Genomic DNA, 24,379 nt, shown 5'->3' on the forward strand with positions numbered 1-24,379 from the left:
CCGTTCCAAACATCCCTTCGATCTCCCCGGCCTTAGGCCGCCGGCCGTTCACCGTGAGCACGGAGGCTTTCTTTCCGGTTCGCGTCCGCGCGAGTATGATTTCCTTGCCCGCAGCGTCCACGAATGTGACCACGACCGCCATATCCTTAGCTCCCAGGCGCATCAGGCTTTCGTCCTGCTTGGACTTGCCCAGGATGTTGGTGCCGTAAAGACACCACACCACAGCCTCAGCCAACGTGGACTTGCCTGCGCCATTGTGGCCGTAAATGGCGGTCACAGGGCCAAATTCGAACGTTTGCTTCTCATAGCAGCGGAAATTTTCGAGGGTAATCGTCTTGATATGCATCGTCATCCGTCCTTTCCGTGGATTTGTAGCCACACAAACCCACGGACGGTGCCGGGGCTTGTGTGACATGCCCCGCACACGCGTGCAGGAGGTTCAGATGCTTTTCCGAGAGGTTTCTTGTTGCTCAGATCGTTACCAAGGACATTTCGTCATGCCAAAGGTCATAGATGAAACCGATCCCCTTGGCCGTAACTAACGTTTGCGTGACGTTGACGACTTTGTCCTTTCGAGTGGTACTGACTTCGCGGACTTTGAAATAGCCGCGATCCAGATACTCCTGATACGGCAGGTTGTGTTTCATGAGCACCTTCTTCTCTCGTAGGAACTTAAACAGCCGGTTCCGACCCGTTCCCAGAGCTTTTGCAACCTGGGCGATCGTCTGAGCATTCTCGCCCGACAGAAGCACACCATATGCTTCTGCCTTTGGCGCAAGCGCTTGGACCTGCTCCTGCAAGCGAAGTCGCTGCTTTTCCGTGTCAACGAGCGCTTCTAGTGCCTCGAGGTAGTTGGACGGCAGCTTTCGCCCGTCCACGTACATTCCGGGCTTAACGTACATCCCCGTCTTGCGGATCTGAGGGAGCACCTCATGGACTACCCAGCGCTTGAACTGCTTGGCCTCCGGTTTGCGGCTGCGGAGGACCAAAGAATACAACCCAGGCTCGTTGACGACGGTCATTTTCTGGTTCCCACCAGGGGTACTCACAGTATGAGTACCCTTTTCTTGACGTTCTCCACACGGCTAAAGCCGTGGGATTCTTTCTCGCTTAATGCGAGCTACACCACATGTGCGGCCAGTACCGCACACCGATGGGGGACGCCATAGCCCCAACTACTGGGCCGTAGCCCAGATACTTTTGGCGAATATTCCACGCACCAACCGCATCCCTGTGGTATCTGAATCCGCACTTGCACACGTACTGTCTGCCGTTGGGCTTGTGACATGTACCGCAGGACGGACAGGTCTGAGACGTGTACTTCTCATCCTGCAACACCACATCCATGCCTTTGGCTTTGGCTTTGTACGTGAGCATCCAGCGCGTTTTTCCTGTGACCATCTGATGAATGCGTTGGTTTGCGGAATGTCCGTAATCTACTCGTTGACGAATATCCCGCACATCGCCAACAACCAACGTCTGCACGCCTCTCTCGTGGAGCATGGAGACAAGTCGTGTGGTCTGCTTATGCAAGATATCTCGAATCTGGTTGTTGATTTTCGCAAGCTGCCTTTGTTTGCTCCATTGAAGTCTTCGCCAACGTCGAGACCCCTTTTTCTTCCGGTCTAGGATGGAAGACAGTTTTGCCTTCAATTTGTTTTGATACTGTCGTTTGGAACGCAGTAAGCGACCGTTCAGGATGATTGCCTTCTCCCCATCGTGTGCTACCGCCGGATGGATTTCTCCTAAGTCGATACCCACCACCTTGTCACCTTGGGGTTGTTCGTTGGAGTGAATATCATAGACAGCCCGCAACTCGTACCCATCATTCCAGCCAAGCTCGACGAGTTTTGGGCAATCCCATCTCCACGGTACGATGAGCGGATCGTTGCCTTTACCATTAGAAAGAATGAGCTTACCGTTTCTGAGACGAATCGCACTTGATTTCCACTGTACCTTGTAAAACCTTTTCCGTCTAAACGGCGGTTTTGCGTCTGGATTGTCTTTTCTCCGTACTCTCCAGGATCGTAAAGACGAATAAAATGATTGAACCACCGCATCTGCGCTGTGTGCATGAAGTTTATTGGAGTTATGCCACCTCATCATGCTAGACGGCTTCAACCAAAGCCCCTTGTGTCGAACAATCCGCCAAAACGACGTGACGGTTCGACTGTACAATGCTCCCGCCGCCAAGGTGAGGTCGTCCAACTGCTGAGTTCTTTCAAGCCTCAGTTTTCGTACTTTGTACACCTTCTCACCTCGGAATGAGCGCCCTTACCCACCACTAAAGTAGTGGGTTTGCGGGCACTATTTTTCTGTCAAACGATTCACTTCGTACGCCCTTCGTCCAACACCGCCGAGAGGGTTGCCCCTCTCGCACTGTTGAACGAGAGGGGCCTATCCCCCTTTCGAGTCTTGATCACCGGTGACGATACGGGCGAATTGGCAATACTTCAGTTGCTTCGCCATGTACGCCATCGTCTCGTCGATCGTGAAAAGCACGAACGTTGACTTGTTTTTCCCGATCCAGCAAGGGATCCCGTGCCTCTCATAGAAGCGGCGTGCCTTTTTGGCGTCCGTCTCCGATTTTGTGGCGATGAGATAGGTAGCCATAGTTTGTCTTCTTCCTTCTATCACAACGGAAAATCATCATTATCCGTTCCAATCGGTATATCCTCCGCAAACGGATCCGCGAATGGATCATCGTCGTATGGATACGAAGAGTTCGCGCCGCTACCTGCATTTGCGGTGTGTCCGCTAGATCCATCTTTCCCTGGGGACTGTGGTGCGTTTTTCTGGCTGCGTTCAAGGAAGCGGACACTCTGTGCCACAACCTCGGCCACGCGCACACGCTGTCCTTCGCGATTCTCATAACTGCGAATTTGCAAACGTCCGTCCACTGCGGCCAAGCGCCCCTTGTGCAGATACTGCGCGCAGTTTTCGGCTGTTTTACCCCATGTGACAATGTTGATAAAATCAGCCTCTTGTTCCCCGTTTTGGTTAGTGTGCATGCGATTCACGGCCAGGGTAAACGATCCGACTGCCGTACCGCTTTGTGTGTATCGTAGTACGGGATCGGCCGTCAGGCGGCCAATCAGTACAACACGATTCAGCATGTTTAGTTTTCCCCTTTAAGACACAATCGCGAAGTCGATCAATTCCATACGGTTTTGCCATTTCTGTGATGGAGCCGTTCGGAATCGAATCGCGGTGCCTTCTTTTAACGGTTTTAATTGACGGATTAGTTTCGGGTCGTCTGTTAAGACTTCGAGAAGCTGCCCGTCTATCGTGGCTAACTTCGCCCTGGCAACTTCTTTATTTGATTGATTGCGGCGGCATTCCACTTTCGCCACAGCCGCAATGTCCTCGTCGGTGGACACATTCGTATCAGATTGCGCTGACGATGTATCCTCGTCAGTCACGTGATCAGTGGACTCACCCACGTCTTCCTCGTCCACCAAATTGGCATTGATGAACAAATCCTCAGGGAGTTCATTCTCAGGAATCGGTTCAACATTTGGCGTGCTCGCCGCAAGAAGCGGTGTTTGCTTGAGAAAGTCTGTGAGGCGCAAATCGTCGATTCCAAGCGTTAGGACATACACCGTCTTGGATTTGCCATCTGGATTGACGACCTTTGGCACGATCCGCAATTTGAGCGGGATCATCGCGATGCGCCCACCCGTTAACGCTCGGATCATTTGAATGCTTCCGTTGAGATTCACCGTGGTGTGGAAGCTTGTGGTGTCAATCTGCCAGACCCCAATTCCCGGTACGTCCGGCAAAAAGAATTGAAGTCGACCAAGCTCCTTGCACTTCCCTGCCTGATAGATTGGGCAGTCACGATACAGACACTGAATCTGTACCTTTCCGCCTTCTCCATCGGAGCGACGTGCAACTTCCCCATCCCCCTGGCAATACAGTTCATACCGGCCGTTTCCGCCTCGATAGGAGGATAGCCACTGCGGAAAGAACTGTTCCGGGTCGTTGGACGGGAAGGCAATGGTGATCTCCTTCGGCTTGTCGCCATACACGTCATGGAATGCTTTGGCCGCCGCCTTGGAAGTGGAAGCGTCGGGTTTAACGACGAAGTAATCGACGGCGGTTGGGTAATCCTTGCCATTGTCATTGGTCTTGCGCACGCCTAGATGGATCTTGCCAACCCGTGGAATGCGCTGGACATCGCTGAAGCCTTTGATCGGCATGGTCTTCTTCCTCCTTTCGCCAGGGAAGCAAAAAACGCCAATACGAAGCCAGCGTGCATGCAGAACACACTGTTCTCGTTGGCGTTTCTTCACCCGTTGGGGTGTCAAAAATTTTATGGTGCTTTTATTTGAGGTAGTCGAGAAGTTGATCGGATGTCAGACTTGCTTGATGCAAGATCTCTTGTAAGGTCCCACGTTTAATGGGGTTATGATTGGGGACGACAACGACGTGCCCATTTGCGTTTTCCAAGATCACATGAGAACCGGATTGGCGTTTTACTTCAAATCCGGCCTTCTTTAGCGCTGCCAGAACCTCGCGGGCAGACAGTTGTGGAAGCTTTGGCACTTAGTCCACCTCGATTGTAGTCAAGGTGGAAGGTGGCACATCTTCAACAGTCTCTCCCTTGTCCTTCATGTACTGAAGGTACAGGGCGATTGCATCTCGCGCGTTCGACACGGCTTCTTCAAATGTATCGCCTTCCGTAACGCATCCCGGAAGACCAGGAACAGTCACGACATACCCGCCGTCGTCTGGATCAGGCGTTAACACGACGGAGAAAATCCTTTTCAAGTCGAACACCTCCGTGCTGTTTCCTTTAGCACGAAGTATATCCGATATCGTCGACATGGTTCCAGCTTTCACCTCTCAACTGACTGTGTTTCAGCCTGTTCAAGCATCTGTTGCAGACGCTCGATCTGTTCTCTTTTAAGCCTTTCGTGTTGCTTCCACTCGCGCCAAATCCAGTCGAGCTCGGCTTTCCGATGACGCCGCCATTGCACGGGATCAATACCGCCAGGTGCAATGCGCCGCGGCGTACGGAGTGTGAATCCAAGCTCAGCCAGTTGGGCTTTGGTGAGGGTTTCAGCAGGGTGCAGCCGGCGTTTGGCTCGCTTTCCACTCTGCGGGTAGAGTTCCGCCTTCGCAGCCTCGAAGCTGATTCCTCGAAGCCACGCGTGGAACGCTATCACGCCGCCTTTTGCGCCACATTTGTGACAAAAGAACGTGTCTTTAACGGAGGATACGTACAGGTGAAACTGCCTGTTCGTATCGCCGCATACTGGACAGTGGGCCTTCCACTGGCCTGGGCGGTACGTCTTGAACAACTGGAGGTTGTTGCGTGAAGCAACTTCCTCGATGCTGATCAATCCGGACCTGCTTGACACGTGATGACGAATCTCAGACCCAACCGACACGACTACCCCCCCAAGAAACTCAGACTGTACGTGCTGTGCGCAAATCTGTCTGTGATTCTAAAGGAGGTTTTTCGGCAGTTGCGGTCATTTCGAGGGCTTGTTGGACAGTTATCTTTGCGAGGTGCTCTCTGTGGGGATTGTCTCCGTCGCTCAGTGCACGAATGAGCTCCGAGACGTTGCGTGGTTTCATGGACTTTGGCATTTCGATCTCTCTCCCGATATTCTCCCCGCTAAGGCCGCCGGGGAGAAGTGTTTTCTCCCCGCGGCAGGGGATTCGGGATCAAAAAAGGCAAACGCAAGCCTCTCGAACATTGGTCAATCCAAGTTCCAGACGCTTTGAGCGTTTGCCTCTTAACTGCCCTAGAGCATAAATACCCTATGGCAGGATTCCCTTCTTACTTCTAAGTAGTTCTCGTTGCGTGCTCGTTGCCAATCCAACTAGCGTTAGATTGTGAGCGAGTCGCATTTCAACGGTTGCGCGACTTACTGCGCCCTGTCACCGGCCGCGCTTGCATTTACGGAAAGCTGACAGGGGAGATTGAACATCTGTCCCTGAATACCGTCTCGATTTGTGAGACCGACTCATATTCAGGTAATCCTATCAAGACAAGCGATAGGAAAATGGTGTTGTAGCCAAAGACTAAACCGACACAACCAGAACGCCTCAACGCAGCAGTTCCTGGAGTTGGCTATGGAAATCGGCGCGAACTTCCACACCTCTCACCTAGTGAGCTCCAGAACTCCGGCACTCACCCACTTAGGGGCTTCAAGTGTGCCTTCAAATACCTTTCCAATACACTATCATCTTACCTCCCAATCGTTTCGATTGCAACATTTTAATCCATCCTCTCCGGGGAGGATGGCGCAGGCATACGTGTTGCAGCTAACTATCGGCTACAAGAACGCAAATCAGAACACCTGCCGCAAACCCGATTGACCACAAAAAACGGACGACGGTATTGATTGATTCCAAGATGCCAAAAACAACCATATGCACATTGATGCACTCCCCATAAAATAGAAACAGGCCCTAAACAGGGCCTTCTTGGACAATGAGATGTAGTTAAGCAACCGGTTCTGGCACCACATCGAGCACTGTTCCAACGAGAACTTTTTCTTCGTCGTTATGCCCCGTAATACGAAGATTTATCCAAGTCCCTGTTCTTAGCATTTCACGTTCCCCACCCCGCCGGAACCGGACATTTACGCCGTCATGTAGTACGGCATACCCATTTGGGCCACGCAAAACGCGAACTTGAGCAAGCACATTGCCTCCACGAACGTATTTCCCTTTGTGCAGATCATACGGATTTTCCATTGCGTCTTTCCGAGAAACGACAATGGTATTTCCGGAACGCTGATCCGTAACTTTAACAGTGACCATTTCTCCGATCTGCAACTCTCGAGGTTTGACGACATTAAAATCCACCAACGAAAGCGGCAACCATGTCGGGAAACCTCCTACATTTACCATGTATCCGCGAGGTAATCGTCTGTAAATCACCCCTGTCCAGGTTGTTCCTGGCGTGATTTTCGACACATTCGCATTCTGCATGGCTTCTTGGGCTCTCTGCCGTGAAAACAGCAGAATGGGCCGTTCCCCGGTACCCGGATTAAATCTGTCCGGCATGACTGCAATGTACCGATTGTAATAACGGGTGAATCGATCTGCGCTTGGTAAACCCGACTCTGAAAGCGGGACATGGCCAATTAGAGGTCCAAACCGAATCATCAGCGATTCTTCCTCATGCCATTCTTGCCCATCCGCCTTATTCAAGTAATACTTGATCCGTTCGGAACCGGTTACGAGGGCTTGTACAACCGTATCGTTGCTACGCCAGGACATAAACATCATCAGAGCGTGTTCGTCGCTATCAAACTGCTGGGGATTGATCCGCGCTCCTTCTGCAGTGATGTTCAGATAAACTGGAATTCCATCCATATTCATTTCCCCCTCTGCTCAAACTTGCAATTTGGCTTCCCATGTCTTCCCGTTGAACCGCACACCTAGCACCTTTGAGTACCCTAATTTTCGACAGTGATCTTGCGCCCGACGAAGCGCCACGTTTGCCACGTTTGCCAGTTCCTTTGCTTGTACTCCATCTGGCGGCGGTACCTCGTAGAGGATCAGGGTGACCCGATATTCCGCTCGCACACCGTCCATTCTTGATTCCACCCGAACCACGGGGTTTTTCGTGACTTTTGCCTGTTTGTGAGCAACCACTCGGCGCAAGATTCGTAGCTCCTCTTGCTCCGTCCTCTCCAGGACTAACGCCCCCTTTCTAGTGCGCTGTGCAAGCTCATTGTCCGCCCAATGTTTCCGCCCAAAAATGCAAAAACGATGCAAGTTTCTCCTACAACATGTGCGACCATGCCACGGCACCCAGAGTACCCAGTAGAATATACGGTGCCACCGCTATCCTTGCTCTCTGTCGTCTGATTACAGGTAACAGAAAACGCATGAGCACGAGTGAGTTGGTGATAGCGAAGGCAAGCAGAACCACAACAGGACCAAATGTTGCCCCAATCATGCCGTATAAAAGAGTGTCTCCCCATCCCATGCGAAGGAGCACAGAGAAGGTCGCCCCCAAAAAGAGCCCTAAGGCAATCCCGGCCAAGGACCAGCACAACCCACGCCAGCCACCGAACACCACCGCCAATACCATCCCGCTCAACCAGCCAACCATGACAACGGGTAAAGAAACGGTAAAACTCCTCCGGTCTTCCACGGCGGCGACGGCCAACACGATTAGGCCTACAAGCACGGTAAGCATAAACCTAAGCATGAGCGAGAGCTTCCTTTCGGACGAACACGTCGTAGTGATGGCCTTGATATACCGTCTTCCAGTCTGGTGAGGCCATCAACAGCTCCACCAGCGGCGCGCTTTTGTTCATCAGAATGTAATCGACTCCCTTCGCCCGCAGGTCCCTAAGCGTCCCGGGCCTCGCGTATTCCGAATCGTAGTAAGTCTTCATGACCCCATTTGACAGATATAATTCGGTTCGTCCGTCCACACTGGCTGGCACACCTGCAGCTTCGAGCGTGCCTCCGAGGTCATAGTCGTTCCACAACCGCCAGCTTGGGTGTTCTCGGTGGAGTTCTTCAACAACCTGTACAGCTTTTGGATATAACACCGGCGCCGCATGCGAACGCAGGGTGCCATGCACAGTAAGACCTTCCCGCACAAAAAAGCCAGTCATCCCAAGCACCAATCCGAAAGCCAATGGCCGACTCCAAGCCTGAAAGGGGAGCCTCGGAAACGATGCGCTTGGAGCCAAAAACCAAGGCAAGGCGATCAGGAAATACGAGCCGAAACGAACGGCGTGTAAGAACATCACGAGAATGCCCACAGACCACACAGTCCGGAAGAAGCTCACAGGCTCCTTGGAAGACAACCGGGCGACAATACCCGTACCCAGTGCGACGATGGCCGCGGCGGTATACCACTCAGTCGCTACGGGTGGTTGCCATTCCATGATGTATTGAGAGACATGGGACCTTACTGACAACCAGACTGTAAAGGAGTACAAGTGCCAGTCCTGCGGGTTGAACAGGCTCACCACAATCAGCCCCACAGCGGTTATCAGCAGGGGTCGAGCTTGTCTCCTTTGCGGCCGATGACGAATCCATCCCCAGTCCCAGTCCGGTATGAGATCGGCCACACCGGCCCACACGACCAACCCAATGCCAAGAATGAACGAGCCATGTAGGTTCACCCATGCGAGCATCATTGGCAACAACCAAACGAGATGGCGTACCTTTGCATCGTCGCGGAACCGTTCCACCTGCATCACAAACAGCGCAAACAGCAGATAGGAGAACGTTTCCGCTCGAATCTGATCCCAAGGCAGGGAGAGAACTGCCAGTACAAAGGCGATGACACGCGGATACGCCGCGCGGTGACGTTCCAATAGCTCCGCCAATGTCCACCAGGTGCCTGTGGAGATGAGTGCCATCATGCCAACGACACCGCGAATCCCGAGCCAATGGTCAGCTAGGTAGAGTAGTACCTCGCACCCCCACTCTTGCGGCGTCCATGCTTGTCCATAGGCGGTCCAAGTCCAATAATCCTGGTGGGGAATCTGATGGTGTACAACGATCCACTCTCCGATGAGATTCGACCAAATCGGATCCTCGATGGAAAAGGGAATGTTGTACCATCCCACGAATAGGGCCAAAAGAGCCGCCCCAAAGGCAGCTCTTCTCAACGGACGACTTACCATGCGGCACGCCCTTCTCGAAAACGAGCCGGGATGTGTGGTTTATTATGGGACGTGTGCCCGCCGGCTCCTATCGCGATGGTTTCCTCCGCTTTTTGCGGTTCCACCTTCGGTTTGGAATCGAACACCGAGGCATTCGCCAGTGTCGGTTTTTCCGCGGCCTTAGTAGGTTCCTGGGTCCGCTCCTCAGATCCTTGTACAGGCGGCTCTGGGGCAGATGAGGATGCGTCTGGCTTGGCCAAACTGTGATCCGTCCCCGTCTCGGGATGAACCTTGGCCTGTAGTGAAGAAGATGTTACAGGCTGTCTGTCCAGATTCCGGCTCTCGTCAGCGATGTGAACCGTAACGGCCTTCAAACATCCTCTGGCATTGGCCCACTGTGCGTCCTTCACGAACACCTCATGGGGGTGAAATCCGGCCAATGCCTGACCGAGCGCCTGTGCCCCACCCCCGATCCAAAACACGGCGCGCACTCGGTTGCGTTTCGAGCCCCACAAGTCAGCTACTTGGGACTGAATACTGCGAGCGAGGGCCAGTCTCGCTTCGGTCACTTCGTCCTCGAAGCTCCACGTCCGGTTGTTGTAAAAAATGGAACCTCGCTCCAACGCCCGGTCGGCCAGATCCGGCTCCAGCATCTCTCCGGTCTTCGTTTCAAAGGCCCGACGAATGGCCACCGTCAAGTCCCTGGTGCCATGAGGGAGAGTGCCGGAGAGTTCTTCATGAATCAGCATCTCTGAGCCCGATACCTCGATCACCACCACGTCTGTGGTGTCTCCGCCGATGTCGACCACGGCGATGTATCCGTCCTCGTCTGCGAACTCTGGATGTTCCGGCGCCAAGGCGTAAGCGGCCACCAAGCTCTGGGGATAGGTCTTCACCGATCGGATCGTGAGGTGTTTTCGTTCTCCATCCACGATCTCGAGATCCTTTTGCGCCCCCTGGAGTCGCGCGGCGAAGTCCGACTGGACGACAGGATATTGGGAGTACGGGAAGTCAATCACCAGGTCCACCGGTTCTTCCGGTCGGGCGAGGAATCCCAGCGCCGCCCATACCAGCACCTCCGCAGATTCACTAGCAAACCGGTCTCGTCCGAATACGTACTCCGGCAAAGCTCCAAATCGCTCCGCCATCTTGCCGACGTACACATCTCTCGTCTTATCGTCTTCAAATAACCTCACTTGAAGGACATCCTCAGGTTTTGACGGCTTGCCGGAAAGAGAGTACACAGTCCGGCGGCGGCCGTTGGCCACTACAGACCGGAACATCACCTTATCTCCTGTCTCTGACATGGCCTTCACGTACCGATTGCCCAAGTCCACTGCGATCTTCATGGTTTTATCCCCTCCAATTCTTGCTGAATACCTGACTCCAATCCTTGACTTGGTTTTGTGGAAGTGGCCCCGGAATCTCTACCACCTGGCCTTTACTGTTCAAGACGTACGTGTCCGGTACTCCCGTGATCCATTGGTCTGCTGGCTGGCTGGTCTGAGACGACACCAAGGTGTACACAGGTTCAGTCAGGCCAAGTTTTTTCATGACTTGCTGGACCTTTTGGCCGGCTGTTTGGAGCGACTCGCCCTTCTGCGGCCAAGTCACCACGACATCAGGCGGATTCGCATAATTGTGTTGAGCTGACAGTTGAGAGAGGATGTCCGTATCCCAGTCGGAAACGAACACGATTGGATGGTCTTTAACGCTAAGTCTCAAGGACTTGCCATTGAGATCTCGAACAGGAACCGCATAGTATTTCTTAGCCGATCCAGACTTTAAGATGCGTTCCCGTTTTTTCAGAGGCCACGGTTTTGGGCTTTTTGAAGTGGACGAAGCAGATGAAGTGGGCTGTGCTTTCATTTGAGGCGGTGCCGGGGCCGGTTTGTGACTGCCACCGGCGGTAAATCCGAGCACCGTGCCCCCACCCAATAGCAGGACGGCCATCCCGGCCAGAGTAGCAATCTTGGTTTCCTTGCGCATTCCTTTGCATCTCCTCTCCGTCGAACTCCTTGTCAAGCCCAGTATCGCAAAGCGACGGAGAGGAAAAATGCAAAATCGATGCAGGATTCGTCGTGCTGCTCCTCACCGGTTGACCCAGACAAACCCAGACCAGCTCTTCCCGGGATACAACAACCGCTGGCCGAAGCGGGGAGGGAACCGACCACACCAAGCCTCTTGCAACAGGTGTTGCACGGCATGGTAACCTACCCGCCCAAAACCGCCCGTGTAGGTGACACCGGAAATAGCGAACTGCCGGGAGCGCTCGGCACAATGAAGTGTGATCCTTTCAGCATCCCGTTGTGTCCGACGTATGATCTCACGATGATCGGACTCAATGGCCTTGAACGCTTTTGGTGATACATGCACCTCATAGAGATCGCCCCCGGGGGTGTACCCTGTGAATCGGCATACGCGGGAACGCAAGGCCGGATGCAGAGGATAGCACGCCAATAGGGATAGCGTGTAATGTTCCATGGCCCGTGCCCATGCCACCTGAAGCATGAAAGCCAGGAGAAGCATCACTCCCATACTTGCGAGGATTGGTTCTTGGACGGTCGACGGCACGAACAATGAGACACCCTCGAGGACTGGCACAGTTAGCAAAAGTACGACTCGTCCGCGAACGCGCAACATCAACCATTCCAAAAAAGCCATGACGTTGTACAAGGGGCTGTACACACTAAACAGAAGCGACAACCAGCGGGTCAGCCTGTCGAACCATTGGGCTTCGGCGATGAGATTCCCTTGCTTTAACCGTGAAGCGGTTGACTTGTACATCGCGGACACCTCTTTTTCTAACTCACTGTTTGCCCCTGGAGTCCAGCCACCGGTGACACAGTCCACGTAATGGGTGGCGGATCCGGAAACGCAGTGTGACCCAATAGATCGACTATCAAATCTGTCGCTGCATAAATACCTTGCGGGGTGTACGATACCGTGACGGTGTACTGAGCATGAGCCGGGGAAGGAAAGGACACCTCAGCGCTTTGCACCTGAATGACTTGATCCAAACCAGCTTTTTGTTCCTGGTCCTGAAATACTTGATTCGCTATGGTAGTTGCCTGACTCACATTGACGTCAGAAGTGAACCCGATTCCGTTTTGTTCCGACACGGTACTGTACTGTGCCTGTGTGGCAGCACTGACTGCTGCCGCTTTTGCTGCGTCGTATACCAAATTGTGCACATGTACCATTTGATAGGTATCCACGGCAAACCAGATCGCAAACAGGGTCAAGGGGATGGAGAACAGTGTGTAGACTACTGTGTCCTCCAGATCCCCGCGAAGTCTCTTTCCCTTCGTATAGCTCCTAATATGCTTCAGCCGTAAACGGCACTTGTGTCCCGTCACTGAGCGTCACCACCCCGCTTGTGTCGTCGGCACTAGCAGCCTGCACCTGCACCTCGTTGGCAGAAATCTGTGTTTGATTGGAGAGCCCTGTGCCTGTCACCACGCAGTTGGTCAAGTCTTTCCCGAAGATATCAATGAACTGGCCACCGTCCGCAGTGGAATACATGACAGCTTGGAGATGTTGAGTGTCATCTGACCACGTTACGCTGAGATTGTTGCTCAGCGCGATCGCCTGGTCGATTTGGCCCTCCGGACCGTAATAGGCAATATAGCTGTGAGAATCGGGAGTTCCACTGTTGACCTGAAAAGATGCGGTATCTCCGGATCCTGTCCAAGTCAGATACTGATCATCCGTTGCATCGTAGATTCCCACTCCATTGGTTCCGTCTCCCGGGATCGAGCTGCTGGCAACCAGCAGGATGGAAGTTCGAGTCGGGTTGACAGCAGAAGTGTAGTTGACATCGCTTTGTCCACTTTGTTCCCAGCCTAATTGCACGCTGTATTGGGTTGTGCCGGACGGATTGGCCACAAAATAGTACGTCGTGAATCCGTTCGCCGTATTCACGGTGATCTCACAGTTGTCACCGGGACGGATGACCTCGGTGCCTTTATCAAAGTTCTGAATGCCCGAGATCTTGATTTCGTTGTCCTGCCAGCTGCTGTAGGTGATCGCAAGTCCGCTGGTTACCGGGCCCGCCTGCCATCCCTGGGTATCGTCCTGAAAGGTGAGAAAGTCGCCCATAGTGGTCCCAGGAACCCCGGCCGGCGGAGAACCGAATCCCTGGCCTTGGATGTCCATCGTCAGATCCTGCCCGGAAACCTGCAAAGTAACGCTCGTGATTCCGATTTTGCCGGGAGGTGAATCGGTCAACACCGCATGCAGACCATTGTGAGCGTAGTCGAGCGCCTGAACCCCACCACGGGTGATCGGTATCGTGAGATTCAGCCCGAAGTTCCTTTCCATCGCGCCAAAGACGGGCATATGATAGGTGACCGCTACGTTCACTTCCTGGTTTTGATCCGCCTTTGTCACCGAGACGTCCGAATTGGGATCAAACAGCCCCCCGGCTGAGGGGAGGGCTGCCTCGATGTTCTGCACCACGGCTTGTTTTACGGCGTCAGTGTCGCTGGTAATCGCGGCCGTTGACAGGCCTGCGAAAGCCGCGGCTTCCACCACGTTGGCGGTGTGCTCAAACATGAGCAAAAACAAGACCCCGACTAACCCCAAAAGGGTCACGAACGTCCAAAACACGCGTGTGAGCAGGGTATTCACGGTTTTTCACCACCCTTCTATCATTGGGAATACGGCACCCATTCATCCGCCACGCTGCTCACGGTCACGGTCTTGGTGTCCGTTACAGGAAGGGTCGGTCCGGCGAACCCAAACATACGGACAATAGGCCCAAACACCGGAACTTCATAGATAACGGAGATTTTCTCCTGCCCCTGCCCCAAGTCCACCACCTGGATATCTTGCGCTGGGTCGAACAGCACCGTCCCATCGAGTTGAGTCGGCATCTGACTTTCGATGACAGTCTGGGCTTCTTGTACCACGTCCGCGGATTCCGATCCGGTTTGGGCCATTTGTGTTGCCTGAAAACACGCGGTATCCACCACGGATACCGCGTGCGCCAACGGGACACCGATGACAAAGACCAGGACCACCACCACTAACCACAAGCCTAACGTCAGCATCTTGGTCAGAAAATCGTCGTCCATGTGCACCAACCCTCTCCGAGGTCCCCCGGCGAAATCCCGGGGGATTCCCGGCCGGTCCCAATCTCTTGGTCCCCTTTGATGCGTTAATTCGTCGGGAAGCTGAAATTTTGGGACACTGTGTTCAAGCTGGAGCCAACAGCACCCTTGACCAAACTGATGGCCTCAGGACCAAACACCAAGAGCACCGCTGCGATGACAGCCACGAAAATCCAGGCCTTACCCGTCATGTCCTCAAGGCTGGCAGGCAACCGTCCCTCACAGACAACCCACCGGAATACCTGACGATAGAAAAACCCCTTCATAGCTTGCACCATACGTAAATTCCTCCTACATTAGGGAATTTGGAAACGAGACGAAACCGTATCGACACTCGAACCTAAAACCCCTTGAACCACATGGATTGCGACCGGGCCCAAAACCAAGACAATCGCCACAAGTATGGCCAAAAACAACCAGGCCCTTCCGGTGATATCCTCGAAAGTGGCCCGAAGGTGATAGAAATCACATTTGCCCGGCCGCATTTTTCACCAACCCCCATACAAAGAGCATGACATCCAGGATGAACGGACTGACAAAAAACAACATGAACTTCATGTACACAGCCGTTTTCGTGTTACGTTGCTTGCTCCCAAGACGCAGAGCATCTTCATGATTGATCTCCGAAATCGCCTGATTTAGGGTCTCGGAAATCTCGGCCCCGTGCTTAGCGCCTTGTTTGAGCGCTTTCGCCACCACCTCCAATTCCTCACTCGGAGACTGCTGTGCAACAACCTGCATAGCCTCCTCGAACGTCATCTGGCTCATCAGAGATCGGGCATCGTGGACAATGCGACGTAGGTGACCTTTGAGGTAGCTTTCCACCAGACGCAAGGCCTGTACATTGCTTAATCCGGCGTTGACATAGATTTTTAGCAGCAGAATCATCAACCGCATTTCCGCCGCGATGCTCTTTGCCACCGCCTTGGCCTTGGCCCGAACCTGCAAAACCGGGTACAAGAACGCGATGATCCCTAACAGCAGGGCCAGCAGCCAGCTTCCTGTGAACACCCGGATGACTGCAACTGTACCCACACCGAACAGCCACTGTTGTTGTTCGAGTCTCTCCGGGGTACGCTTGGAACCAGCCTGTGCAAGCCAACGGGCATAGCGGGGATGGAACCACGCCAAAGGCCATTTCCTGGGCCGATCCCGAGCCCGGCCGCGGGCTTCAAACGCATCCCGGGTTCTTCTCTGCATGCGCCGGCGTTGCCATTGGTTCTCCCACAGCCACAACAGCCCGGCTGCGAAGATCAGCACTCCCACCAAAATCGCCGTCTGCAGGACATATCCCTCCTTTCATCTGCGTCAAGACTTCACGTCTCCAGCGTCTCAGAAATTCAGCGCAAAAAAATGCAATTTCGATGCAACCTATCCGTCGAGATTGGTCGTTTTCGCCACTTGGGAGACCCCGACAAACGACGAGATCAGTGTGATGAAAAGACCAATTTGCATGATCCCGTGGATGTGCAGAGGCCGGTAGCCCACTGTGGCCACCGCGACAATGGCGAGAAATAATCCAATGGCTATCAATCGATAGATAGATATCTCCGAAAGGATCGCATTTTGCGTCTGTATTTTTTCGGCTAATGCTTGTCTGGTATCTCGCCACAGGTCCGGAAGTGAAGCATTATAACGTTGACCTTCATACGTGAGCACCGCCAAGGTTTCAAATTCAGGAATGTGCAATTCTTGCGCCCGAATCATCATCGCTTTTGCCACACTCATGTCTCCCGGCGCCCTTCCCAGCTCGTTGATATACTTAAACTCGCGACGGATCATGGGGGATGTCGTTTCTCGCTCGATCTCCTCACAGGCGTCCTCAATGGAACCTGTGTGCAGGACGTGGATACCTGGGTTTATGACATCCATCAAGAGACGCTTCCGCAAATTGACCACATAGCGATTGGACAATTCCGCCACAATCTGACGAGGCAAAAGCACGAGAAGGACGACCATTGTAAGTCCCAACCATAGGGGCACTCCAAAAGCCAGACGGCTGATCCCGATGAACACCAGTCCTGCGATGGGTACGTAGCGCGCGTAACGGTAGACGTCCACCTTCAGGCCAATGCGATTCAGATCGGTTTGAAGAGTGGTGAGGTACCGTTGCCAAAAGGAAGTCTTTTTCTGAACCTGAAGCAAGTCCCCGAAGAACTGTCGCGTACGAAGCAGGACTGCACGCTTCTCTGCAGCTCTTGCGCCCCACCAAAACACGCCAGACAAAAAGATTAGGGCTCCCACTGCCAGCGCCGTCGGCACCATGAACACCTCCCTTCGGTTAAAAGTCTTCTTCTCCCGGTTCTAACAAGCTCTCCGGGATATCGATCCCGTATTTGTACGCGCGGTCCAGCATTCGGTCAGACAGCCCGTGAAACACCACTTTCCGAGTTCGGTACTGGCGCTCAAATACCGGCCGCCAGTACACACGGTTGATATCCGCCTCCTCGACTTCGCCAATGGTTGTCACGAGCCGTCTCGCCTGCACCGACCCGTCGGGGTGCTTGGTCTTGACCAGCTCGACCGAAATCAACTGCTGAAAGGAGGCTACAAAAAGGTCCAGCGCTCGCTCGTATTTGGGGTTTTCCCCAGAGGACATGAGCATGTTCACGTACACCTGGATCATCTTCTCAGGACTCGTTGCATGAATCGTGGAAGAAAACAGCCCAGACGTCATCATGGCCACATCCGTCGCCCGCATCGCCGCCGGGCCGTCTCTCATCTCGCCGACAATGGCGTTCTGCGGATTCATGCGCTTGAGGTCAAACAAGTTGCGCTCGATCGTAATCTCGCCCTTGCCTTCCCCATTGGCCTCTTGAGTCCACATACGCCCGTAAAAGCCGCCGAGCACCTTGGCATCCGGCGTATCCTCCAATACCCAAGTCAGTTCGTCCTGCGGAATGTAAGCCATCATCGCGTTTTGCAAGGTTGACTTGCCTGTTCCGGTGGTGCCACCCACCAAGAAGGAATCCCGAACCTGAGGGATCAGCGCGAGGTAATCCCGCATCCGGGGCGTAAACATACCGGTCTGTTGAAGCTCGTCGAGCGTCCAAGGATGTCCGAAACGCCGAATCACGAGAATGGGTTCGTTGCGAAACAGCACGTACTCGCCGTCGCACCAGGTGGAAAACCCACAGGCCTTGTCCCGGTAGAAAATCCGGGACCCGTCCGGGAAAATCGCGTTGACGCTGGGTGCTGACAGATCGAGCTGGAAGTCCGCCCCCAGTTTGCGTTCTACGTAACGGCGCAGGTCTTCGGCGGTTTTGAAGTGTACGCGATTCCCCCGGGCATCCACCAGCCACTTGTTTTGACCGTTCTCCTGGTACAGCACTCCGTAGGTACCAAACACCCATATATCGGTAACGTCCGTGTTGTGTTCGTCCATCACGGGCTGCAAGATCCCGTGATGGTACATCTGAAGGATGACTGCTTCAATGGCGTCGTGGGCCTTCACCGGTAGGCGCTCCACGTCACCCTGCTGAATCGCCTTGGTCAACCGGGCCCGCATCTCATCCTCACTCGGATTGGTCCGCAGGTAATCCAGGTCTCGATAGGCGTACTCCAGCAGAATTTCCTGTTGACGCTCCAACAGTGAGGCCAGGTCCTGGTGGCCGTTTTTGCTAGACTGATAGTGCTCACGAATGGTTCTCGCCTGTTCAATACGCTTGTCCAGTTCAACGGGATTGTTTCGGCGCAGTTCAGCTAAGAGGTCAGGCTCTTGATCTTTTCTCCAAGCGCTACTGCTCAATGTGTTGCACCTCCCGCACTGGCATTCGACGGATTGGACGTATTCGAGCTTGACAACGTTTGACTCGTCGCTTGGCTCGATGTCTGGCCTGTTGTGTTGGTTGTTCCATCGTCCTCTGGCGAGATTGAAGACGAAGAGCTACCAGCCCCTGTAGTGGATGATGTATTTGTCGTAGCTTCCGCGTTTGCCGTACTGCTATTGGCTGAGTTGCCTTTCTGATGTTGAGAAACCATCAGCACCTGTACACTCCCTCCCGATATGGCTTGTTCCATGGCCATGTACTGGGATTGGGAGATGGTCATGATGAGCATCTCGTTTTGATTCTGGTTGTTGCTTGTACCAGAATTGTTCACCGTCTGGTTATAACCGGTGTTCGAGAGCACATGTACGTGGTCTGCATGTAGCACACTGCCATTGGGACCGGGTGCTGCCAAATCTACGTAAGTCCCGGGTGCGACGTAGGAATCTATCGAGCCAGGCTTGTAGGATAGGCCAAATGTGACCTGGCCGGGTTGAGATGTGGCATCCACCATTCCCTGCATCGAATTCGCCTGGCTAAACATCCCCATCCGCACTTGTGACCCCGCCAAAATCCCCAGTGTAGTCATGCGTCCGTTCACCTGGCTGGCTGTGTGGACCGCGTCTGAGGACACAGCAGCTGCTGGAATGTACTGGACGGAAAAGTCCTTCGAAGTGACAAAACTGTAAGGCGCGATGTTATGTGTCGCCACGAGCACCGGTTCCGTTCGCTGTGCGCGATACACTGCGAAACTGCCGGTGGCCGCCGCAGCGGCCAGTAAGACCACGGCGGCCATGCGCATAACTTTCGGTTGATTCAAGCTGTGTCATCTCCTTTCTCACCGCTCCCAGACCTATAGATCAGGAGTGGACAATCTTAGCGGTCTTTTTCCCGCCCCCAAACAAACGCGCAAAAAATCCACCACGCCGCTTTTCGAGACCTTGTGCAAGGACGGGGACGTTACGAGCCACATCTCGCAGTTCGGCTAATTGCGTGTCGAACCATGGAATTACCGTCTTGGTATACTCGGCATTTCTCTTCTCCAGCACAATGGGCTTGTGATTTTCCCGATATTCGTAGAATCGCTGGTCCTCTGGAATGATGAGGGATAGGGGCATATTCAACTGGCGGCTGATCTCCTCCATTTCTACGTCCCGGTTCTTGCCCAGATATGCGCGGCTAATGATCACACGAATCCGCTCTCGAGGCACTCCAATCCGCATGGCCGGATTGGTAATCAGGTCCAACGTGGCCTTGTAGTGCGGATACTGTGCCGCATCATGCAAGCCAATGAGAATCAACCGATCGGCTTCCTGCATCATAGTGACAATGGGATCCGCCCACATGGCTGGCATATCCACAAGAATGAGATCGAAGTACGGCGCCGTCTGATTGAGAATCCACGACAGAACCTCTGTCGATATGACCGATACCTTGGCCGCAGCTGCAATGAGAGAGAACCCGAAGACTGGATGACGCTCCACACTGTCTAAGACCGCCCGCTCCGTGAGATTCGCGTCCGGATTCTGCTCCATCAGGTGCTGCCAGTGCGCAACGTTCAGTTCACCCTGGGCATCAGCCAAAGTGCCAAATACTCCGTTCGGATCTAGATCTACAACCAATACCGAGAACCCCTGTTTTGCGGCGTACGAGGCAAAGTTGAACACAAACCCCGTTTTTCCCGCACCGCCTCCCGTGTTACGTAATGGGCCAACGGCGAAAATGCGCGCCCGCCGGCTACGGCCACCACGAGTCTCTTGCCGAACAGTGGGGCGCGGCGACGGAGATGGATCTGGAGTTGAAGGTTTCGAGGGCTCCGGTGGCAACGAGGGAACCGGCGAACCCGATGGAGTTGAGAAATACGCCGATGCTGCTGACACGGTAGAAGCCGGAGAAGTGGTTCCCTCTGTCTTGACCTGCGTCAATGCCGGGGCGGACCTTCGTGAGAGTGTCATGGCCGGTTTCGGTTTTGGAGTCCCCGAGCTTTCTGCGAGGGGCTTCCCTGGCGAGCGCAGGGACAGAGCGGGACGGGTGAACGCTTTTCTGGCGCTGGAAACCCTCGTCGTTTCAGGGCCTCGTTCCACAGACAGGTTCGGGTCCGCCTGTACAGAGGCAGACATCTCTTCCGAAGGCAATGCCTCTCTCGGTTCGTCTTGCGGCTCCCGTTTTTCCGCCTGTTCCCTCAGAAAGTCCAGCAACTGCGCGTCGGAAATCATATCTCGAACCCGCGAAAAACGCCGCCGCAGCTGCAGGGTTACACGCTTGGCCACGACACAGATAGGAATCCCCCATTCTTCCTGCAGCTCCCGCACAACATCTGGACCCTGTCCTTCATCTACTATCACCAAATCCGGGTGAATACCCGCGAGTTCCAATAGGGAGCGATAGTGCTCAGGACGATAAGAGGCAAGCATCTCAAGTCGCTCCTGAGCCGACAGGGAATTATCCAGCAACACGATCTGCAAAGTCTCCACCTCCAAGCAAAGCATCTTTTAAGCGCTCCATGGCAGAACGAACCGGTTCGGAGAAAGTCAAGACCGGAAGACCCTGGGCCACAGCTGCGCACTGCTCTTCCTCGTAGGGCACAAACACCAACTTCGCTTCTGGCCAGAAGACTCGAAACTCGTCTTCATCAAAGGGGAGACGCTTGGGCGTTTGGTTAATCACGACCACGTCCGCCGGCACGCCCTCCAAGTACCGGCAACGGTGAATATCCGCCGTGGTCACCAGCACCCGCAGAGTCTCTGTGGCAAACTCGTGATCGAGAGTGGACAGATAATCCTGCAAACCCATATCCATGACCACCGGGTCAACAAACCGGGCCGCTGCCGCCGCCACCTCACGCAGATCCACCGTCTCATCTCCAAACGGATTGCGGGTGTACACGGCCAAATCTTCGCGAAGTAAAGCGGGCTTCAAAGGAGAAATCAGCGAAGCCGCTTCTTCCTCGTTCTCGGCACAAAGCCAGGTTGTGAGCGCCGGCCGGAGTCCGGCTTCCACATAGTTCACCGCTGCCGATTGAGCCAAGGTACTGGCAAGGTTCAGTCCTACGAACGTCGTCCCGCACCCAGGTGCGCCCGATATCACGATGCAACGAGGACATCCAGGGCCTTGACCTGAAGATGGGTGAACCGGAGCCTCCATGATCGTTTCGGCTACGGATTCGGAGGACGTTTGAACAGCCTTCACGTTCGCCTGCCAGGTCGATAGGCATTCCGTGAGCCACTCCTCCAGTTCTTTGGGGTCTAATTCCTCACGGAAAAAGGTCTGCACGCCTAGACCTTCTAAGGTTTCTAAGAAGCTCAGATATCCACGAGGCGTTCCCAGGTACAACAAGTGCAGGCCGGTACTCACGAGACCTTGAATTTGCTCAATAATGTCGTTATCCGTCTGTTGTTCTGAAAAACGGTTATCGGATAGAATCGCCGCGTGTTCAGACAATCCCGTCAGCGGAAGGGTCGCGAGATCATCTGCAGTACCTAGCTCCAACTGAAAACTTTCGGCCAAAGGCGCGAGAAACTCCTCAAATCCATCAATGCCACTCAAGTCGAATAAGGTCATCAGTCCGCCTCCTCTCGTAAACTGGCCTGCAGCAGACGCCTGGCACCTTCACTGCGTCCGCGAAATAAAAAGTATCCTTCGTCTTCCTCCAAATCCTCGACGTCTACGTCGCTCAAGTGATTCAATCGAACCCATTCGTTCCATGCGTCGTCGTTCGGTACACCCGCCAACACAATTTGGGTGTCATAGAAGCTTGACATTCTATCCCATTGAAGCGGCTGAAAACGGTCGGCGATGAGCCACACGCCGTTCTCACGCATGCGCTCCAGAGCGCTCTGCAAAGCGTGTTTTTCTGCGTCGGTCAGAACCCGCACGTCTCCTAGATGCACCAGAACTACATGCGGAAACCTGGATGTCTTTTTGAACACATAAATCAGGTCCAAGGTTTCCAGAAGATGACTCAGCGACGGAACTCGTACTGTGATTGGTACACGCAAGTTAGCCATGGCATTCAATTCAACCATCGACCATTTCCCGCCCAAAAGATGGGGTGGGCCAAGATCCGAGCCTTCACTCAGGTCGAGCAGAACGAATTTCCATCCCAGCCGAGCAAACATCTCAATCTGCTTCCGAACCCACACGATTTTGTATGGATTGGATTGCGGTGCTACAAGAAGCAGATTTTCGCCTTTGGCGTGGCGATAATGCAGCTCTATCGCCTGCATCACAGGTGAATAACACTCGTGAGATATCATGTTGGTTCCTCTCCTTCGGAGGACTGCAATATCATGCGTGTATTCCCCCTCTTTGAACTCGTCATTCGTTTTGCGATGCATCTCCAGCATGTCAAACATCGGGCGTGAAAAAATGCAAAAACGATGCAATGTGAAAGGAGCTCGTTTACGAGCAAACAGAAGGAAGGCGGCATAAAGACGAAGGGAAGTAGGAATATTGGAACGTACAGTTCAAGAAGAAAATAGAGGATGAGCGGGCGATGTTGACTTGTGGAAAAACCCGCTCAAGATCATTGCACATACGCCATAATGTCGTTGAAGAACCGCTTGACCCCGAATGCCCAATGGGGATCTGTAGCATAGATCCCCCACGGATTTCGAGGATCGTTGATCCAGAGAATGGCGTCTTCTCCCTTCGGGGGTGGCACAGACAGCTTGTGCCGGACAGTGTCAGCGGCGATATTGGCCGCATCCGCCAAATTCGTGTTGTACACCTGCCAGCTGTAGAAGACATTGAACGGATTATTGCGGATCAGGTCGGCGTCCGGGCCAGGTGGAACGAACGCCTGCTCTTGACCCGTGATTGCGATGAGCAATGCCGGATTGACATCGTATCGCCGAGCAGCCGCACAGATGGTGGCAATGTCGCTACGGGTGAATGTGGATCCCTGCTGCCGTACATAGGCATAGAGTTTATCAATGGGCAGATTCTGATAACGAAGATTCTTGGGAACCACGTGTTCTCCGACATCCAACTGTATAGCAAGGATTCGTTCTTGCTCTTCGGTTTGCGCTTCAAGCTGCTGAATCTGGCTGTTTGTCAGATTGAGCCCATCCTGTAGCTGTTTTTGCTTGGACACCAGCGACGCGATTCCACGACTCGCTAGCACCAAGGACTTCTGCTGCCGCTGCTCGAGTTGAAGTTGAGCTTGTTTCATTTGAAGCAAGTTCCACCCTTTTCGGACCAACGCATTGACATTCTGCTGCTGCTGGGCTTCATCCGCTCGCAGTTGCCGCTGTAGTGCCTGTATTTCCACAACTGACTTATGTTCCTGCTCCGTTACTGCGGAAATGGTTTGGATCCGGCTGAGTAAATCGGACCAACTGCTCGCATCGAAGAGAACCTCGATGAGAGGGACATTGCCGTATTCGTAGGTCGCCCGCAGCATGGAGGCGACGTTCTCTCGGGCGTGCGTCAACTCGTCCTGGGTACGTGCCATCTGTTCATACAACTGTGCCACTTTTTCCTGCAATGTTTTGATGTCCGATTGATTCTGGTCGATTTGTTGAGAGAGCTGAGAGACCTCCTGGCGCGTTTTGCGAACTTGCTGCTTCAGACGCTCCACTTGCTTGCGTTCTTGAGCGAGTTTCTTCGCGTTTTCATGGGCGACCTTTTGCAGGTGGACCATCTCTTGTTGCTTTTTACTCAGCGTACTGGCGTGCACTTCTGTACCGAGGCTGCCGGTCAGTAGGCACGCGGCAGTTGTAGCTGCAGCAAGTTTTAGCAACATACTCGACCCGGCAGTTTCTCTGGTCACTTCAACTTCCCCCTTTAGCTTGTCATTTTTGCAATAGGAATTCCATTGCGCTTGTAGGTTTCTGATTGTGCTTGTGGCATGGTACAACCTGTCCTTACGAGCGTGGATTTGCCCGCTTGGGGACTT

General features: G+C 53.7%; 28 protein-coding genes. All 28 read right to left on the bottom strand.

Going from position 1 to position 24,379, the window contains the following annotated elements; all coding sequences use genetic code 11:
- Positions 1 to 346, bottom strand: a 346-nt coding sequence (locus AK2_RS13885) for an AAA family ATPase (protein ID WP_169794800.1), incomplete at its 3' end; no start/stop codon positions are given.
- Between the two features lie 124 nt (positions 347 to 470).
- On the bottom strand, positions 471 to 1,022 hold the full coding sequence (locus AK2_RS13890) for a phage antirepressor (RefSeq protein ID WP_067935705.1): 552 nt from the start codon (positions 1,020 to 1,022) through the stop codon (positions 471 to 473).
- A gap of 88 nt (positions 1,023 to 1,110) precedes the next feature.
- Complete coding sequence (locus AK2_RS13895) at positions 1,111 to 2,250, bottom strand: RNA-guided endonuclease InsQ/TnpB family protein (protein ID WP_067935708.1); 1,140 nt, start codon at positions 2,248 to 2,250, stop codon at positions 1,111 to 1,113.
- Between the two features lie 147 nt (positions 2,251 to 2,397).
- Positions 2,398 to 2,613, bottom strand: a complete 216-nt coding sequence (locus AK2_RS13900; protein WP_067935712.1) for a hypothetical protein — start codon at positions 2,611 to 2,613, stop codon at positions 2,398 to 2,400.
- A 20-nt stretch (positions 2,614 to 2,633) separates the two neighbouring features.
- Positions 2,634 to 3,116, bottom strand: a complete 483-nt coding sequence (locus AK2_RS13905; protein WP_067935716.1) for a single-stranded DNA-binding protein — start codon at positions 3,114 to 3,116, stop codon at positions 2,634 to 2,636.
- Positions 3,117 to 3,131: 15 nt separating this feature from the next.
- Positions 3,132 to 4,202 (bottom strand): recombination directionality factor, encoded by a 1,071-nt coding sequence (locus AK2_RS13910; protein WP_067935720.1) that lies wholly within the window; start codon positions 4,200 to 4,202, stop codon positions 3,132 to 3,134.
- A 124-nt stretch (positions 4,203 to 4,326) separates the two neighbouring features.
- The gene (locus AK2_RS17860; protein WP_067935724.1) at positions 4,327 to 4,548 is read right to left on the bottom strand and encodes a type II toxin-antitoxin system HicA family toxin; all 222 of its coding nucleotides are present in this window, start codon (positions 4,546 to 4,548) and stop codon (positions 4,327 to 4,329) included.
- The gene (locus tag AK2_RS13920; RefSeq protein WP_067928447.1) at positions 4,549 to 4,773 is read right to left on the bottom strand and encodes a type II toxin-antitoxin system HicB family antitoxin; all 225 of its coding nucleotides are present in this window, start codon (positions 4,771 to 4,773) and stop codon (positions 4,549 to 4,551) included.
- A 68-nt stretch (positions 4,774 to 4,841) separates the two neighbouring features.
- Positions 4,842 to 5,348, bottom strand: a complete 507-nt coding sequence (locus tag AK2_RS13925) for a CHC2 zinc finger domain-containing protein (protein ID WP_067935800.1) — start codon at positions 5,346 to 5,348, stop codon at positions 4,842 to 4,844.
- Positions 5,349 to 6,459: 1,111 nt separating this feature from the next.
- Complete coding sequence (locus AK2_RS13935) at positions 6,460 to 7,338, bottom strand: hypothetical protein (protein ID WP_067935730.1); 879 nt, start codon at positions 7,336 to 7,338, stop codon at positions 6,460 to 6,462.
- Positions 7,339 to 7,356: 18 nt separating this feature from the next.
- The gene (locus tag AK2_RS13940; RefSeq protein ID WP_157076359.1) at positions 7,357 to 7,629 is read right to left on the bottom strand and encodes a hypothetical protein; all 273 of its coding nucleotides are present in this window, start codon (positions 7,627 to 7,629) and stop codon (positions 7,357 to 7,359) included.
- A gap of 121 nt (positions 7,630 to 7,750) precedes the next feature.
- Positions 7,751 to 8,182 (bottom strand): prepilin peptidase, encoded by a 432-nt coding sequence (locus AK2_RS17960; protein WP_067935733.1) that lies wholly within the window; start codon positions 8,180 to 8,182, stop codon positions 7,751 to 7,753.
- A complete protein-coding gene (locus tag AK2_RS13950; protein WP_067935736.1) occupies positions 8,175 to 9,620 on the bottom strand; it encodes a hypothetical protein in 1,446 nt (481 codons plus the stop codon). Before AK2_RS13950 ends, AK2_RS17960 begins: the two co-directional genes overlap by 8 nt.
- Positions 9,614 to 10,948 (bottom strand): ParM/StbA family protein, encoded by a 1,335-nt coding sequence (locus AK2_RS13955; RefSeq protein ID WP_067935740.1) that lies wholly within the window; start codon positions 10,946 to 10,948, stop codon positions 9,614 to 9,616. Before AK2_RS13955 ends, AK2_RS13950 begins: the two co-directional genes overlap by 7 nt.
- Positions 10,949 to 10,952: 4 nt before the next feature.
- A complete protein-coding gene (locus tag AK2_RS13960) occupies positions 10,953 to 11,588 on the bottom strand; it encodes a thioredoxin domain-containing protein (protein ID WP_067935744.1) in 636 nt (211 codons plus the stop codon).
- 102 nt (positions 11,589 to 11,690) lie between these two features.
- Positions 11,691 to 12,386 (bottom strand): hypothetical protein, encoded by a 696-nt coding sequence (locus AK2_RS13965; RefSeq protein ID WP_067935747.1) that lies wholly within the window; start codon positions 12,384 to 12,386, stop codon positions 11,691 to 11,693.
- 17 nt (positions 12,387 to 12,403) lie between these two features.
- Positions 12,404 to 12,958 (bottom strand): hypothetical protein, encoded by a 555-nt coding sequence (locus AK2_RS13970; protein WP_157076360.1) that lies wholly within the window; start codon positions 12,956 to 12,958, stop codon positions 12,404 to 12,406.
- Positions 12,918 to 14,162 carry a hypothetical protein gene (locus AK2_RS13975; RefSeq protein ID WP_157076361.1) on the bottom strand — a complete coding sequence of 415 codons (1,245 nt, stop codon included), beginning with the start codon at positions 14,160 to 14,162 and terminating at the stop codon, positions 12,918 to 12,920. The genes AK2_RS13970 and AK2_RS13975 overlap by 41 nt, the downstream gene beginning before the upstream one ends.
- Positions 14,163 to 14,251: 89 nt before the next feature.
- On the bottom strand, positions 14,252 to 14,677 hold the full coding sequence (locus tag AK2_RS13980) for a hypothetical protein (RefSeq protein WP_067928344.1): 426 nt from the start codon (positions 14,675 to 14,677) through the stop codon (positions 14,252 to 14,254).
- Between the two features lie 83 nt (positions 14,678 to 14,760).
- A complete protein-coding gene (locus AK2_RS13985; protein WP_067935757.1) occupies positions 14,761 to 14,991 on the bottom strand; it encodes a hypothetical protein in 231 nt (76 codons plus the stop codon).
- Positions 14,992 to 15,178: 187 nt separating this feature from the next.
- Positions 15,179 to 15,979, bottom strand: a complete 801-nt coding sequence (locus AK2_RS13995) for a type II secretion system F family protein (protein WP_157076362.1) — start codon at positions 15,977 to 15,979, stop codon at positions 15,179 to 15,181.
- Between the two features lie 105 nt (positions 15,980 to 16,084).
- Positions 16,085 to 16,975, bottom strand: a complete 891-nt coding sequence (locus AK2_RS14000) for a hypothetical protein (RefSeq protein WP_157067110.1) — start codon at positions 16,973 to 16,975, stop codon at positions 16,085 to 16,087.
- A 19-nt stretch (positions 16,976 to 16,994) separates the two neighbouring features.
- Entirely contained in the window at positions 16,995 to 18,461 is a 1,467-nt protein-coding gene (locus AK2_RS14005; protein ID WP_067928362.1) for an ATPase, T2SS/T4P/T4SS family, read from the bottom strand.
- Positions 18,458 to 19,300, bottom strand: a complete 843-nt coding sequence (locus AK2_RS14010; RefSeq protein ID WP_067935763.1) for a CpaB family protein — start codon at positions 19,298 to 19,300, stop codon at positions 18,458 to 18,460. The genes AK2_RS14005 and AK2_RS14010 overlap by 4 nt, the downstream gene beginning before the upstream one ends.
- 40 nt (positions 19,301 to 19,340) lie before the next feature.
- A complete protein-coding gene (locus tag AK2_RS16620; protein WP_245632920.1) occupies positions 19,341 to 20,936 on the bottom strand; it encodes a CpaE/TadZ family protein in 1,596 nt (531 codons plus the stop codon).
- Positions 20,923 to 22,041, bottom strand: coding sequence for a CpaE/TadZ family protein (locus AK2_RS14020; RefSeq protein WP_067935770.1), 1,119 nt, complete (start codon positions 22,039 to 22,041; stop codon positions 20,923 to 20,925). The genes AK2_RS16620 and AK2_RS14020 overlap by 14 nt, the downstream gene beginning before the upstream one ends.
- On the bottom strand, positions 22,041 to 22,826 hold the full coding sequence (locus AK2_RS14025; protein ID WP_157067112.1) for a hypothetical protein: 786 nt from the start codon (positions 22,824 to 22,826) through the stop codon (positions 22,041 to 22,043). Before AK2_RS14025 ends, AK2_RS14020 begins: the two co-directional genes overlap by 1 nt.
- A 179-nt stretch (positions 22,827 to 23,005) precedes the next feature.
- Positions 23,006 to 24,253 carry a murein hydrolase activator EnvC family protein gene (locus AK2_RS14030; protein ID WP_067935775.1) on the bottom strand — a complete coding sequence of 416 codons (1,248 nt, stop codon included), beginning with the start codon at positions 24,251 to 24,253 and terminating at the stop codon, positions 23,006 to 23,008.
- Positions 24,254 to 24,379: the final 126 nt, after the last annotated feature.

Origin of the sequence: Alicyclobacillus kakegawensis NBRC 103104 (assembly GCF_001552655.1) — a bacterium.
Taxonomy (GTDB): Bacteria; Bacillota; Bacilli; order Alicyclobacillales; family Alicyclobacillaceae; genus Alicyclobacillus_G; species Alicyclobacillus_G kakegawensis.

What these genes read in the sequence shown, in the direction of transcription:
- AK2_RS13890 (WP_067935705.1), bottom strand. Translation starts at nt 1,022, where the DNA reads ATGACCGTCGTCAACGAGCCTGGGTTGTATTCTTTGGTCCTCCGCAGC.
- AK2_RS13900 (WP_067935712.1), bottom strand. Translation starts at nt 2,613, where the DNA reads ATGGCTACCTATCTCATCGCCACAAAATCGGAGACGGACGCCAAAAAG.
- AK2_RS13905 (WP_067935716.1), bottom strand. Translation starts at nt 3,116, where the DNA reads ATGCTGAATCGTGTTGTACTGATTGGCCGCCTGACGGCCGATCCCGTA.
- AK2_RS13910 (WP_067935720.1), bottom strand. Translation starts at nt 4,202, where the DNA reads ATGCCGATCAAAGGCTTCAGCGATGTCCAGCGCATTCCACGGGTTGGC.
- AK2_RS13935 (WP_067935730.1), bottom strand. Translation starts at nt 7,338, where the DNA reads ATGGATGGAATTCCAGTTTATCTGAACATCACTGCAGAAGGAGCGCGG.
- AK2_RS17960 (WP_067935733.1), bottom strand. Translation starts at nt 8,182, where the DNA reads ATGCTTAGGTTTATGCTTACCGTGCTTGTAGGCCTAATCGTGTTGGCC.
- AK2_RS13950 (WP_067935736.1), bottom strand. Translation starts at nt 9,620, where the DNA reads ATGGTAAGTCGTCCGTTGAGAAGAGCTGCCTTTGGGGCGGCTCTTTTG.
- AK2_RS13955 (WP_067935740.1), bottom strand. Translation starts at nt 10,948, where the DNA reads ATGAAGATCGCAGTGGACTTGGGCAATCGGTACGTGAAGGCCATGTCA.
- AK2_RS13960 (WP_067935744.1), bottom strand. Translation starts at nt 11,588, where the DNA reads ATGCGCAAGGAAACCAAGATTGCTACTCTGGCCGGGATGGCCGTCCTG.
- AK2_RS13965 (WP_067935747.1), bottom strand. Translation starts at nt 12,386, where the DNA reads ATGTACAAGTCAACCGCTTCACGGTTAAAGCAAGGGAATCTCATCGCC.
- AK2_RS13980 (WP_067928344.1), bottom strand. Translation starts at nt 14,677, where the DNA reads ATGGACGACGATTTTCTGACCAAGATGCTGACGTTAGGCTTGTGGTTA.
- AK2_RS13985 (WP_067935757.1), bottom strand. Translation starts at nt 14,991, where the DNA reads ATGGTGCAAGCTATGAAGGGGTTTTTCTATCGTCAGGTATTCCGGTGG.
- AK2_RS14020 (WP_067935770.1), bottom strand. Translation starts at nt 22,041, where the DNA reads ATGACCTTATTCGACTTGAGTGGCATTGATGGATTTGAGGAGTTTCTC.
- AK2_RS14025 (WP_157067112.1), bottom strand. Translation starts at nt 22,826, where the DNA reads ATGCTGGAGATGCATCGCAAAACGAATGACGAGTTCAAAGAGGGGGAA.